This is a genomic window from Mesorhizobium sp. WSM4814 (assembly GCF_055811595.1).
Map to the genome: position 1 here is coordinate 26,179 of NZ_JBVVQT010000035.1, position 13,239 is coordinate 39,417.

Consider the following 13,239-nt stretch of genomic DNA (forward strand, 5'->3'; position numbering starts at 1 on the left):
GATCACCCCTTCAGCGTCGTGAGATAAGCGACGATATCCTCGATATCGGCGCCGCCCAGGATCGGCTTGCCGCGCCAGACGGTGGCAACACGCCGGCCTTGCTCATCCGCGACCCGATAGTAGGAAGGCATGATCGTGTTCGGCACGAGCCGCTTCATGTCGACCACGCGCAGCCGGATCTGGCCTTCCGAAAGTCTTGCACCGACGCCGGTCAGGTCGGGCGCCAGCGTGCCGTGCAGATGCGCGTCGGGAAACGGCCCGCTGTGGCAGAGCGTGCAGAGGCTGCGCTGCCGGTCCGCGATCAGCGCGGCTCCGCGCGCCGGATCACCCTTGCCGCCGACCAGAGGCTGCATGATCGCATCGCCGGTCACGACATAAGACCTCTCCTCATAAGACCCTCTCTCCTCGCCGGCACCGGGCGAGGCCGCAAGCTGCAATCCCAAAAAAGCCAGAAAAGCCAGCCTCATCATCCGAACACTTCACTGGTGATCGTCCGGAACCAGTCCTGCGCATAGGCCGCTTCCTGTTCACGGACGGAAAGCGGCGCTTCGAGCGGACTGGTGCCGCCCGCCCCCTCCACCTCGGCAAGCAGCCCGTCACGCGGCTGGTAGACGCCGGCGATCGAAATGCCATAACCGGGCGCGACCAGGCTGTAGCAGGTGTTGATGAGTTTCGGCTGCGCCGGCGGCCGCTCCCTGATCAGGGCGGCGACCGCCGCGGCGCAAGCTTTTGCCTGGGCGTTGGCGCTGAAGGCGGATTTCGGCATCGCCCCGCCGATCGCCGCGTCGCCGATGACGTGGATCGCCGGCTGCAGGCGGGACTCGAAGCTGACCGGGTCGATCGGGCACCAGCCGGTTTGGTCGGCAACGCCGGCCGACTGCGCAATCGCGCCCGCACGCTGCGGCGGGATCACATTGGCGACATCGGCCTTGTGATTGCCGAACTCGGTCACCAGCGTCCTTGTCGCCGGGTCGACTTCCGTCACCCTGCCGCCCGACGACAGCGGCACCCATTCGATCAAGCCGGGATAGAGCTCTTGCCAGGCCGCTTCGAACAGCCGCTGCTTCGAAAAGGCGTCCTTGGCGTCGAGGATGATCAGCTTGGATCTGGGTTTGCTGGTCTTGAGATAATGCGCGATCAGGCTTGCCCGCTCGTAGGGACCGGGCGGGCAGCGAAACGGATTGGCTGGCGCGGCGAGGATGACGACCCCACCGTCCGGCATCGCCGCGAGCTGGTCGCGCAGCAGCAGCGTCTGCGCGCCCGCCTTCCAGGCATGCGGGATGATCACCGCCGCCGCCTCGTCGTAGCCCGGCAAGGCGTCGAAGCGCAGGTCGACGCCGGGCGCCAGCACCAGCCTGGTGTAGCCGATGTCCGTACCATCCTCCAGCCGGACGCGCCGGCGCTCGGCATCGACGGCGACAGCCCGCTTGCGGATCAGCGCGATGTTGCCGAACGGGTCATAGCGGCCAAACTTGTCATAGCGAAAGGTCTGCGCCTCGATGCCGCGCAGCCCGGCAATCACGGCATTGCTGAACGGGCAGGCCAGATAGGCGGCCTCTGGCTCGATCAGCGTCACGGCAAGATCGCGATCCAGCCGTTTCAGCGCGCGGGCGCAGCTTGCCCCGGCAAAGCCGCCGCCGACGACGATCACGCCGGGCTGCGTCTGTGCGCACACCTGCGGTGCGGCAAGGACGGCCGCGGCGACACTGGCCGCGACGCCGCCGATCAGGGCTCTACGGCTGGGCATGGCGTGCCGCCTCCGGCTTGGCGAGCCATTCGGCGATGGCGCGCGTCTCCTCCTCAGTAAATCCTCTGGCGATGCGGTCCATGACCGTCGCCTTGCGCTCACCGGAACGGAAGGCGTGCATCTGGGCGACGATCTCGTCTGCCGCATGGCCGTCGAGCGAGGGGATGGCGGAGCCGAGCGCCGCCGGCCCGTGACAGCCGGTGCATGCCGCAGCACCAGGCGCCGCGTCGGCCCATGCCGGCGCGCTGGCCAAAAGCGCCGCAAGCAGGACAGGTGCAAGCGCCGGTCCGCCGCGCCTGTTCTTCGCGCGCCTCATTTCATGCGAGGTCATGGTTCTTCAGCGGCAGTGTGCGGATGCGTTTTCCGGTGGCGGCGAAGATCGCATTGAGGACGGCCGGCGCGGCGACTGCGATGGTCGGCTCGCCGACGCCACCCCAGAAGCCGCCGGACGGCAGGATGATCGTCTCCACCGCAGGCATCTCGGCCATGCGCAGGACCTCGTAGCTGTCGAAGTTTTCCTGCTCCATGCGGCCGCCATTGACGGTGCATTCGCCGTAGATGCAGGCGGAAAGGCCATAGACGAAGGAACCCTCGACCTGCCGCTCGACCTGTGCCGGGTTGACGACATGACCCGGATCGGTGGCCGCCACGATGCGATGGATCCTGAGTTGCCCGTCGGTGACCGAAACCTCCGCTGCCGCCGCCACGTAACTGCCAAAACCCATGATCTGCGCCAGGCCGCGGTGAACGCCGGCCGCGGCCGGGTTGTCCCAGCCAATCCGTTCGGCGACCGCCTCCAGCACGGCGAGATGTTTTGGATGTTTGGCCATCAGCTTGCGGCGGAAGGCGAGCGGGTCGACGCCGGCGGCATGGGCGAGTTCGTCCATGAAACACTCGACGTAGAGCGCGTTCTGGTTGAGGTTGACGCCGCGCCAAAAACCTGGCGGGATCGGCGGGTTGCGCATGGCATGGTCGACAAGCAGATTGTCCACGGTATAGCCCAGCGTGCCTTCCGTGCCGCTGAGGACGAGGCCCTGGAAGACCACCGGATCCATGCCGTTCTGCATGCCCTGCGGCCGCACCGCGGCAAGGATCGACTGGCCGGATATGCGCATGTGCAGAGCGGTCAAATTGCCGTCCGCGTCGAGCGCGCCCGTCAGCCGGCATCGGGTGGTCGGGTGATAGGCGCCGTGCAGCATATCCTCTTCGCGCGACCACATGAGCTTTACCGGCGTTCCCGGCACCTGCCTGGCAATGCTGACCGCCTGGCGCACATAGTCCTGGAAGTTGCCGCGCCGGCCGAAGCCGCCGCCGAGATGGATCTTGTGCACCTCGCATTGCTGCACCGGCAGGCCGGCGGCCTCGGCCGCTGCAGCAAGGCTGGCCTCGCCATTCTGGGTCGGCACCCATACCTCGCAGCGCTCCGGCGTGTAGAGCGCCGTCGCGTTCATCGGCTCCATGGTCGCGTGGTTCTGGTAGGGGAAAGCATATGTCGCCGTGACCGTCTGGTTGGCGGCGGACAGGGCAGCACCGGCGTCACCTTGCCTGGCGCCGATGAAGGCGTCATTTGCACCGAGCCCCTCTTCGAGCATCGCCGCGATCGAGGCGCTGGTGACCTGCCTGTTGGGGCCTTCGTCCCAGACGATCGGCAAGGCATCGAGAGCGGTCTTCGCCCGCCACCAGGTGTCGGCGACAACCGCAACGGCGGTCTCGTCGACCTGAACGACAGTGCGCACGCCCGGCATGCCCGCCACCGCCGCCGCGTCGAAACTCTCCACCTTGCCGCCGAAATACGGGCAGGCCCGGATCGCCGCGTTGAGCATGTTCGGCAGCTTGAGATCGGCGCCGTAGACCTGGCTGCCGTTAAGCTTGTCGGCCGTGTCGAGCCGCGGCAGCGGCTTGCCGGCTATGGTCCAATCCTTCGGGTCCTTGAGCGTGACATTGGCGGGCGGCGTCATTCGCGCGGCGGCGGCAGCCAGCTGTCCATAAAAGGTGGCGCGATCCGACGCTGCATGCGTGACCATGCCCATCCTTGCGGTGCATTCGCTGGCCGGCACGCCCCATTCGGCGGCCGCGGCGGCGATCAGCATCTCGCGCGCAACGGCGCCACCAATGCGCACATACTCGTGCGACTCGCGGATGCCGCGGCTGCCGCCGGTCGAGAAATTGCCCCACACGCGGTCGCGCGCCAGGTTCTGGGCCGGCGACGGATATTCGGTCGTGACCTTGGACCAGTCGCATTTCAGCTCCTCGGCGACGAGTTGCGCCAGGCCGGTCAGCGTCCCCTGCCCCATCTCGGAGCGGGCGATGCGGATGACCACTGTATCGTCGGGCCTGATCACCACCCAGGCATTGATCTCCGGCGCAGTCTCGCTGCCCTGCGCATGTGCCGGCTTGATGAACGGCACGTTGAATCCGAGGGACAAGCCGCCGGCTGTGGCGGCCACGCCGATGATGAAGCTGCGGCGGGAGAGGGAAATTGTGGCGTTCATGACTGCTCTCCTCAACCGCGTTGCGTGGCTTCGCCGGCCTTGGCGGCCAGCTTGATCGCGGCGCGCACCCGGTTGTAGGTGCCGCATCGGCAGATGTTGGTGATCTCGGCGTTGATGTCCTCGTCCGCGGGGTTCGGGTTCTGCATGAGCAGACCCGCCGCAGCCATGATCATGCCGGCCTGGCAGTAGCCGCATTGCGGCACGTCGAGCGCCAGCCAGGCCTGCTGGACCGGATGCGAGCTGTCCGGCGAAAGCCCCTCGATGGTGGTGATTTGCTGGTCGGGCTCGACCGCGCTCACCGGAAGCACGCAGGAGCGCGTGGCGACGCCGTCTATATGGATGGTGCAGGCGCCGCAGGCGGCAACGCCGCAACCGTACTTCGTTCCGGTAAGCCCGATCTGCTCGCGGATCACCCACAGCAGCGGCGTGTCCGGATCGACCTCGATGTCACGTGGCGTGCCGTTGATGATCAATCTGGCCATTGTGCAATCCCTTCGATCAAAGGCTGGCGAGGATCGAGTCTGGATGCCGCCCCTGGCGACAAAGACCGGACGTCCCGGCTAGCGACGGGGCCAAGTTAGGCGGGAGCTGTCGCAGAACCTTGTCCCGAACACCGGCAGTTCATCGCAAGTTGTCGCGGGCGCAGTGCTCTGATACATTTCGTTACACTTCTCACGCTTTGTTGATGTCGGGCGAGATTGCCGCCATGGCGCGGAAGGTGATCATCCGTGTAGACGCGAACTAGATATCGTCGATACTGACCGACTATTCAGCGGCGACCTTGGAGCATTGCATGGAAGTGGCGCAGCACATTGCGGTCGTCGACGACCACAGGGACATTCGCGATCTCGTGGGGAAATACCTCACGCAGCAGGGTTATCGCGTCAGCGTCGCCGACAGCACGGCCGCGCTCAAGCGGCTGCTCGACCGCAGCCTGCCCGATCTTATCGTCCTCGACGTCATGATGCCTGGCGAGGACGGCATTGCCGCCTGCCGGCACGTGCGCGGAACGGTCGACGTTCCGATCATCTTCCTTACCGCCATGGCCGAGGAGGTCGACCGGATCGTCGGCCTCGAGATCGGGGCCGACGACTACCTGACGAAGCCGTTCAATCCGCGGGAATTGCTGGCGCGGATCAAGGCTGTGCTCAGGCGCGTCCACAGCCTGCCGCCGCAGCGCGGTCGGCTCAAGTCGAACGCGCTGCGCTTCGACCGCTGGACCCTGAATGTCGGCCGCCGGGAGCTGGTCGGGCTCGACGGCGTGGCGGTCGCACTCAGCACGGCCGAATTCCGCCTTCTCACCGCCTTTATCGAGCATGTCGGGATCGTGCTCAGCCGCGATCAGCTGCTCGACCTCACCGTCGGGCGCTCGGCCGACGGTTTCGACCGGGCCGTCGACAACCAGGTGAGCCGGCTGCGCAAGAAGATCGAGGCGGACCCGAAGAATCCGATGCTGATCAAGACGCACTGGGGCGGCGGCTACTGCTTCACCGCCGAGGTGGCCCAGGCATGATGCTGTTATGGAGACGCAGCCTGGCGGCCCGCTTCCTCATGCTGGTGCTGCTTGCGCTGGCCCTGTCGCAGGCGATCACCTTCCTGATCTCGTGGGACGAGCGCGGACAAGCCCTGCACGCGGCGGCCAAGGGCGAGTTCGTCAGCCGCACGTCCTCGCTTGCCATTTTGCTGGACACGACGCCGCCCTCGCTTCGACCCGACATCCTCAACGTCAGCGGCACCGCCTATACGCGCTTCTGGACCTCGCACGACGGGCCGAGCAATCCCCTCGCCTGGCAACAGGAGGCGCTGACGCAACTCGCCAAGCCGCTGCCCGGCATTGCCGCCAAATATGCCGCCTACATGAACGGGCAGGCCTCGAACGCGGTCGCTGCCGCCGATCCTTCGGTGCCGCCGCGCATGCTGGACCTGTCCGGCAGTGGCAGCCCGTTCACCCGACCGGCCAAGTTTCTTTATCTGGACGGCGCCCCAAACGGCATGGGGCTTTCCGTCCGCCTTGACGACAGCACCTGGCTGAATGCCGCCTACGCCAAGGTGATGCCGAGCGCCTTCTGGACCGCGCAATCGGCGATATCGCTGGGGCTCACCGCACTCATCCTGTCCGCCATAGCGATTTTCGGGGCGCAGGCAATCGCGCGTCCGCTGCGACGGCTCGCCAATGCCGCAGAACTGTTCGGCCGCGGCGAGGCCGTGCCGCGGCTGCCGGAATCAGGGCCGGACGACATCCGCCAGACCGCAGAGGCGTTCAACCGCATGCAGGAGCGCCTGCAGCGCTTCGTCGAGGACCGCACACGCATGCTGGCGGCGATCAGCCACGACCTGCGCACGCCGCTGACCTCGCTCCGGCTGCGCGCCGAGTTCGTCCAGGATCACGATCTCCAGGAGAAGATGCTGAAGACCATCGAGGAAATCCAGACGATGACGGAAGCAGCGCTCGCCTTTGCGCGCGAGGACGCCGCGGTGGAGGAGACGCGAACTGTCGATCTTTCGGCGCTGGTCGGCAGCCTCTGCGACGACCTCGAGGAGCTGGGCCAAAACGTCACCGTCAGCGACGGGCCCAAGGTGCTGTACCGCTGCCGGCCGGACTCGCTGCGCCGGGCGATCCGCAACCTCGTCGAAAATGCCGTCCGCTATGGCGAGCAGGCCAAGGTGAGCCTGGTCAGGCGCACCGACAGCCTGGACATCGTGGTCGATGACGGCGGGCCCGGCATTCCGCAAGCCGACATGGAACAGGTGTTCGCGCCCTTCTTTCGCCTGGAGCAGTCGCGCAACCGGGAGACCGGCGGCGTCGGGCTCGGCCTGTCGATTGCCCGCGCCATCGCCCGCCACCACGGCGGCGACATCGTGCTGGAAAACCGGAGCAACGGCCTTCGCGCGATCGTCAGGCTGCCGCTCATCGACATGGCCAGGCAGCTTGCCCCGGCGCCGGTGCCTGAGACCAGCCCTCCGACCGGACTGCGATCCTTGCCGGCTTGACCGAAACCGTCCCGCGGTCGCGCCAGGCGCTCACATTTTCCTAACATTGTGACTAATTAAACGGCGCGCCATGATCGCGGCCCGGTGCACGAGCCGGACGTCCTCGGCGGCCAGCCGGTGTTTGCGGGAACGCCTCGTCCATGACGTCGCCGACATGTTGCCAATGGCGACACGGCCGCAGTGATCCATGCCGCTCATTCGCCGCTGTCCCTTGACCAGATCGGGCTCGCCGCGAATTATGCGCTCGCCTATCCACGGCGGGTTGGCCGCCGGCGAACCCCAGCGGATGCCGTCGGCGGACCAAAACAACGGCTTGGGAGGGGAAGCGGCATGAGCGGCAGCGCCTGGATCAGTCGCGTCAGGAGCGACTCGCGGATCGGCAACAAGCAGGGTCTGCGCGCAAAGTTCTATGGCCAGGACTGGGAGCCCGCGCGCTTCGAAATCCCTGTTGCAAGTGAGAGAGTGCTTGCCGCGCTGCGTGGTCACAGACAAGGCGTCCCGCTGGAGCGAACCGAGATGACCGAAGCGGTCGCAGTGTGGGAGGAAACGCGCTTCAAGAGGGTCGGTGACCTGTTCTATGCCGGGCCGTTCATGGCCGTCAAAGGCAAGCTGGCGGAGGTGCTGTCGCGCTTCAATCTCGGCGCCGGCGGACTCGTGCCCCTGCCGGTCTACAAGGCCGATCTGGAAACGCCGGTAAACGGGGAGTTCTTCCTGCTCAATTTTGGCGGGCCTAAGGACAGCTTCCTACCAGAGCAATCCAACAGCGAAGCGATCCGAAAGCTTTATTACGACAAGGCAATACAAAGGCAAATCTGACGTGTCGAATCATTGGTCAAGGACGATGGCCTTGCTCTGTCGCCTGCCGCGCTGGAAGGCGCCGACCTTTGGAGCGAGCAGACGGTATTCAACGACATTTTTATGAGTGACGACCTGGTCGCTGCGTTGCGTGCAGCAAAAATCAAGATTGATTTCAGGCTTAGCGCAAGCCGGATCGAACGGGGCGGGCAATAGGCGCGGTGACTCAGCGCGATTTCGAACTGGGTGCCTACACCTGCCTCCTGCCGCAGCAGTTTACGGCAACAGACGAACGGAATCCGGGTCCGCTTGATAAGGTCTACGAGATCGAAACTCTGTGTACGCCACCTCCGGTGTGCTTATGGGCGGCAAGATCGTGGCGCCGCCAGTGGTTACCCAGCAATCATCGCGAGCTTTCGAGATTGTCTCTGAGGCATGGCCAGCAAACCTGTCAAACCGACGTGCAGAACATATTCAATTTGGCTCGCCGCCAGCTCCGCCGGCGGCTCTGCGATGCTCAGGTGATGTCGTCCGGACGGTCGTCCTCGGCGGCGATCCGCTTCTCGACGATGGCCCGCAAAGCGTCGTTAATACGATCCTGCCAGCCCGGTCCGTCGCCCCTGGAAATAATCCAGGACAGCTCGATCAATCCTGATTGAAACAAGTTCTCTGACATTTGGAGCAGCTGCGGTTTCGCGAACCGGTGCGGCCGGCTTCCTGGCGGGCTTGAAGGCGGCTTCGGCGGCAGCCAGTGGATTTGTCGGTCGGCGCGGAGGATTTGCCATTGATGGTCCTGACTCGAGATAACGAAAGGATGAGACATGCAACGCAAAACGCATCTGAATGCCTCGGCCCACTGCCTGGAACAGAGAATCGAATGTCGACGCAAGAGGCAATGGTCTCGCCTCCCCGGGAGGAGAGGAAATGCGCGCCATTGCACTATGTTCCGGCGTGTTGGTGGCTACGCCCTCGACGGCGGCGGTGCAACTGGCCCCCTGTCCATTATTGGGACATAGATTCACGGTAGCGTTTCGTCGATGCCTGATCGGCAAGGTTCGACCTTAAGCGGAAGCTCGTTCGCCCCGGCCGAATTCACGCCCATGACCCTTAGCTGCCGTCCAATCGCACGATCTCGATGGTCCGGTTTAGGGTGACGAGTTGCCATTCGCTCCAGCCGCGTGCCCAAGATCGGTTTTCAGCCGACCTAGCTTCTCGCGCTGATTTCATTCGCATCAGGAGCGAAATCTGACTTCATGCTTCGCGTTGCAACATCATATACGGGTACTTGCTCGTCGAAGCCCTTGAGGGGACGCATGCCAAGCGCGGCTACCGGAATCTTCCCACCCACCGCCCGCGCCACGGAATGATCGATAAGGATTTGCCGATCATCAGCCGACGAACACAGTCTAGACGCCAAGTTTACGACATTGCCGATCGCGGTGTAGTCAACGCGGGCTTCATAGCCAATTCGACCGACCGTTGCCCATCCCATCGCGAGCCCTATGCCGAAACCGACTGCATGGCCCCGCAGACGCCACGCGGCGATCAGGCGCTGAACGGCCTCCTGCATGTCGATTGCCATCTCGACTGCGCGAAGCGCCGGCTCCGCGCACGGCACGGGGGCGTTGACAAGCACCATCAACCCGTCCGCCGAGAAGTTGGTCAGCGTCGCCTCGTAGCGTGTGATGATCGCGCCGAGAGCCTCGTAGTAGTCGCGCAACACCTGCATGACGTCATCGGGTTCGGCGTGGGCCGAGAACGCGGTAAAGCCGCGTAAATCGCAGAATACAGCGACCACTTCCGCCCGCTGGCCTGCGAGCACGCTCTCGTCACCGGACTTTTCCACAAGTTCCGCGACCTGCGGTGCGAGAAAGCGTTTCAGCCGCGCAATCCGCTCCGAACGATCCCGCGATATGGCGAGTTCCTGCGCCATCTGATTGAACCGGACCGCCAGCCGTTCAAGTTCATCTCCGGTGGCGATGTCGATCCGGTGATCGAACTGTCCGGCCCCGATTTTTTCGGTGCCCTCCTCCAGCAGGCGGATCGGGCCGGTCATGCGCCTGGCAAGCCAGTAGGCGAGCGCCGCCGCTAAGGCGATTGCCGCAAGCAACAGGCCGCCAGTCCGCCACAAAGAAGCATAGAGCGGTGCAAACGCCTCTGCCTGCGGCTGCTCGACGAACACAGTCCAGCCAACACTGGGGATCGGTGCCATCGCAGTCACGACGCGTTCATCCTCGGCGTTGCGGGCCGTCGTCGCCTCGCCACCTGCCGTGGCGATCTCGTCCCGCAATCTGAGCAGGGCCGCCGCCGTGTTCTCGTCGGTGCCCCGCAACACCTTGCTGATGTCTGGGTGAGCGATGATCCGGCCGGTCTGGTCGAGAACAAATGCGTGGCCGCTGCGCCCCACACGAATTTCCGAAATGACTACCCAAATGAGCTTCAGGTTGATCTCGACGACGACGACGACGGAACTCAGTCCCCACAGTGCCATGGTCATGAACGGTTCGGAGCCATCGCGATAGGTGACCGGGCCATACCATATGCCCGTCGACAGGGCTCCCACTACGGCAGGATCACCTGAGCGATCCAATCCTCCTTCAACCCTGTTCAGGCCAATGCGGGAGACGTGCAGCCGCTCCACGCCGGTACGGTCGATAAGACTTACGCTGACGATTGCAGGGGCGCGGCGCATCGCCCGCAGGGCCTCGAGCCGATGCTGTCCCAGGTTGTCGGCGGTCAAGGTCCTTTGGACCATCCAGCGGAGCTGATCCCTGATGCCGTCGAGAAAGCTCTGCATCCTGCCGGCTGCCGATCTGGTCTCGACCCGCAAGAGAGCACTGAGCATGGCACGCTGGTCGCGATAGCCGAACCAGGCGTCGCTGATGCCGCTGGCAGCTATCGGGACAATGACGGCGGCGAACAACGCGATGAAGTATTTCCGAAACAGTGGTCGGCGCACGGGAGCGGCTTGGCGATGGATCGAATCCCGCACATCATCCTCATTCGATGACTTCGTCAGCCATGACCAGTACGGTCTGCGGCAGATCGATGCCCAGGGCATTGGCCGTTTTCAGATTGATTGACAGCTCGAACTTCGTTGGCTGCTCGATCGGCAGGTCGCCTGCCTCGGAGCCCTTCAAAATGCGGTCGACATAGAAGGCGAGCCGATGTCCCATTCCGCTATAGTCCGCCGAATAGGCCATCAGGCAGCCGGCTTCGGTGAACCATGGCCCCCAGGCCATGGTCGGCAGGCGATGCTCGATCGCTAGGGCGGCAATTTGCGGCGACAGCGAGGACAGCATGAGGTCGGGCAGCACGAAGACCGCCTGCGCGCCCGCGGCCTCCATGCGCGAGAATGCAGCATCGAGTTCGTCCGGATCGCTGACCTGCTGGATATTCAAGGCAACTCCGAGCTGGTGGGCCGCACTCTTTGCGTCCTCCTCGAAGGGCAGATAGTTGACCACCGGGTTCGCCAGCACGCCGACTGTGGTCAGCTCTGGTATTGCCTCCACCAAAAGCTCCAGCCGTTTGGCGGCGAGTTCGGTGGCGTAGTAGCTGACACCGGTGAGATTGCCACCCGGCTTTGCGAGGCTGCTCGCCAGACCCGCCGCGACCGGATTACCGCTTATGATGGTCACGATCGGAATCACATCGGTCGCTTCGTGGGCAGCATGCGCCGCCGGCTGCGACGTCGTGACGATCACGTCGACCGGGAGTTGCACCAGGTCTGCCGCCGCTGCAGCCAAGCCACTGTCGTGCTTGCTCGCGCTTCGGCACTCGAAGCTGAGTTCGCTCAGCGTGTGGCCGAGTTCGCGAAGCCCTCGCATAAACGATCCGAATTCACTAGACTCGCCCGTATACGGCATGTCGCAAGGCCACCAGGCGATAAGCCCGATCCGTGGCATCTGAGCTGGCGACTGCTGCGCAGCCGCAACAGCGGGAAAGCTCATCGCCAGCGCGCCGGCGAGATTGAGGTAGTGTCGTCGTTTCGGTTTCATCCGGGCACCCTCGCCGCCCCCCGGCACATAGTGGGTGGGATCGTGAGATGGCTAAGCGCAACCCGAAGAAGCGGCGCACAAATGAGCCGGACTTTTCAGGTCCGGCAAACATAACCGATACTGCCGCGGATTGGTATGGGTAAGGACGTTCTCCGCCCTCTCAGGCGGCTTGGGATCAGTTTGCCTTGTAGCGCGTCCCCGGGGAACGACCACTTTGATCTACAACTGCCATTCGCTGTTGTCGCCTCGAACAGCTGCTGTTGGCGCTAGCTGCTCGTTCCGATCGACGAGACGAATGGCAACATTCCACCCTAAGCGGGAGTCCAGCCACGGGGTCGAGCGTCATAGATTTTCATCGCTACCGTATATCTGTGTCCCAACAATGTACTGGGGCCAACTGGTCTTTGCGCTGCCAAATTTCCAGACGCCACCGTGGCCATGGTCAGGAATCGTGATCCGGCTCGCGGGTTCGAAGAGGAGCATTCTTCATGCCGACGCTTTGTTGCGTGCAACCAAAGGTGAACGCAACTGCCTGCTGCGATGGCTGCCGTTTCGATTTCACATCAGACCTAGCACCGCTCCGGCGACAACCACATAACGCGAAACTTTCGCGACGGCGACGATTGCGACAAAGCTCCATAGCGGCTCGCGCAAAACCCGGCGACCACGGTCAGCGGATCGCCGATCATCGGCATCCAGCTTAACAGGAGCGACCATTTTCCATAACGGCGATACCATTTCATGGCGCGGTCGAGCGTCGCCGGACGCAGCGGAAACCAAGGCTTGTCCCGGAAGCGTTCGAGCCCTCGACCAAGACTCCAGTTCACCACAGAACCCAGCACGTTGCCCAGGCTGGCGACAAGAACCAGCATTGTGGGCGAGTAAGAACCGGCAGCGAGGAGCCCGGCAAGGGCGGCCTCCGACTGCGCCGGGAGGACGGTTGCCGCAGCGAAGGCAACAGCAAACAGGCCGCCGTAGATGGCAAGGATATCCATCTAGGTTTCGCCTTGCGGAGCGGGCTTCAGGGTTGCACATCGATTACGACCATCAGTCCGCCACCGCCCTCTCCCTCAACATTGTTGTTGCTCGCATGGTGCCCGATATCCGTGATGGATAAACATTTTCCGGGCCGACGCGGCTGCTAGAGCGGGATGAAGAGAGGCTGAATCGAAGGGGGATTCCCAAATCAGCGGGGATTTGATTCAACATGCTGGCT

The 13,239-nt window shown here is 64.1% G+C and carries 11 protein-coding genes and 2 pseudogenes; 4 read left to right on the forward strand and 9 right to left on the reverse strand.

The features are described 5' to 3' along the window. Positions 1-2: 2 nt before the first annotated feature. Genes soxX through AC0L2V_RS30275 form a run of 5 tightly spaced genes read right to left on the reverse strand, consistent with a single transcriptional unit; the run spans position 3 to position 4,721 of the window. Entirely contained in the window at positions 3-470 is a 468-nt protein-coding gene (gene soxX, locus AC0L2V_RS30255; RefSeq protein WP_473521982.1) for a sulfur oxidation c-type cytochrome SoxX, read from the reverse strand. Continuing rightward, a complete protein-coding gene (locus tag AC0L2V_RS30260; protein WP_473521983.1) occupies positions 467-1,747 on the reverse strand; it encodes an FCSD flavin-binding domain-containing protein in 1,281 nt (426 codons plus the stop codon). Before AC0L2V_RS30260 ends, soxX begins: the two co-directional genes overlap by 4 nt. Further along, a complete protein-coding gene (locus AC0L2V_RS30265) occupies positions 1,734-2,078 on the reverse strand; it encodes a c-type cytochrome (RefSeq protein ID WP_473521984.1) in 345 nt (114 codons plus the stop codon). The genes AC0L2V_RS30260 and AC0L2V_RS30265 overlap by 14 nt, the downstream gene beginning before the upstream one ends. Beyond that, positions 2,065-4,239, reverse strand: a complete 2,175-nt coding sequence (locus AC0L2V_RS30270) for a xanthine dehydrogenase family protein molybdopterin-binding subunit (RefSeq protein WP_473521985.1) — start codon at positions 4,237-4,239, stop codon at positions 2,065-2,067. Before AC0L2V_RS30270 ends, AC0L2V_RS30265 begins: the two co-directional genes overlap by 14 nt. A gap of 11 nt (positions 4,240-4,250) precedes the next feature. Further along, positions 4,251-4,721, reverse strand: coding sequence for a (2Fe-2S)-binding protein (locus tag AC0L2V_RS30275; RefSeq protein WP_023798506.1), 471 nt, complete (start codon positions 4,719-4,721; stop codon positions 4,251-4,253). Between the two features lie 311 nt (positions 4,722-5,032). Between AC0L2V_RS30275 and AC0L2V_RS30280 the strand changes: the two genes are divergently transcribed. From AC0L2V_RS30280 to AC0L2V_RS30295, 4 genes are all read left to right on the forward strand, one after another. Beyond that, positions 5,033-5,752, forward strand: a complete 720-nt coding sequence (locus AC0L2V_RS30280; RefSeq protein ID WP_023798507.1) for a response regulator — start codon at positions 5,033-5,035, stop codon at positions 5,750-5,752. Then, positions 5,749-7,230 (forward strand): ATP-binding protein, encoded by a 1,482-nt coding sequence (locus AC0L2V_RS30285; protein ID WP_473521986.1) that lies wholly within the window; start codon positions 5,749-5,751, stop codon positions 7,228-7,230. Before AC0L2V_RS30280 ends, AC0L2V_RS30285 begins: the two co-directional genes overlap by 4 nt. 330 nt (positions 7,231-7,560) lie before the next feature. Then, a complete protein-coding gene (locus AC0L2V_RS30290; protein ID WP_473521987.1) occupies positions 7,561-8,046 on the forward strand; it encodes a hypothetical protein in 486 nt (161 codons plus the stop codon). Between the two features lie 12 nt (positions 8,047-8,058). Next, on the forward strand, positions 8,059-8,241 hold the full coding sequence (locus AC0L2V_RS30295) for a hypothetical protein (RefSeq protein ID WP_473508410.1): 183 nt from the start codon (positions 8,059-8,061) through the stop codon (positions 8,239-8,241). A gap of 301 nt (positions 8,242-8,542) precedes the next feature. On the opposite strand, the pseudogene AC0L2V_RS30300 reads toward AC0L2V_RS30295, so the two are convergent. From AC0L2V_RS30300 to AC0L2V_RS30315, 4 genes and pseudogenes are all read right to left on the reverse strand, one after another. Beyond that, positions 8,543-8,810, reverse strand: a pseudogene (locus AC0L2V_RS30300) (BrnA antitoxin family protein). Between the two features lie 419 nt (positions 8,811-9,229). Beyond that, positions 9,230-11,017, reverse strand: a complete 1,788-nt coding sequence (locus AC0L2V_RS30305) for a cache domain-containing protein (RefSeq protein WP_473521988.1) — start codon at positions 11,015-11,017, stop codon at positions 9,230-9,232. A 7-nt stretch (positions 11,018-11,024) separates the two neighbouring features. Further along, positions 11,025-12,023, reverse strand: coding sequence for an ABC transporter substrate-binding protein (locus tag AC0L2V_RS30310; RefSeq protein ID WP_473508412.1), 999 nt, complete (start codon positions 12,021-12,023; stop codon positions 11,025-11,027). Between the two features lie 558 nt (positions 12,024-12,581). Continuing rightward, a pseudogene (locus tag AC0L2V_RS30315) lies at positions 12,582-13,018 on the reverse strand (YqaA family protein). Between the last annotated feature and the right edge of the window lie 221 nt (positions 13,019-13,239).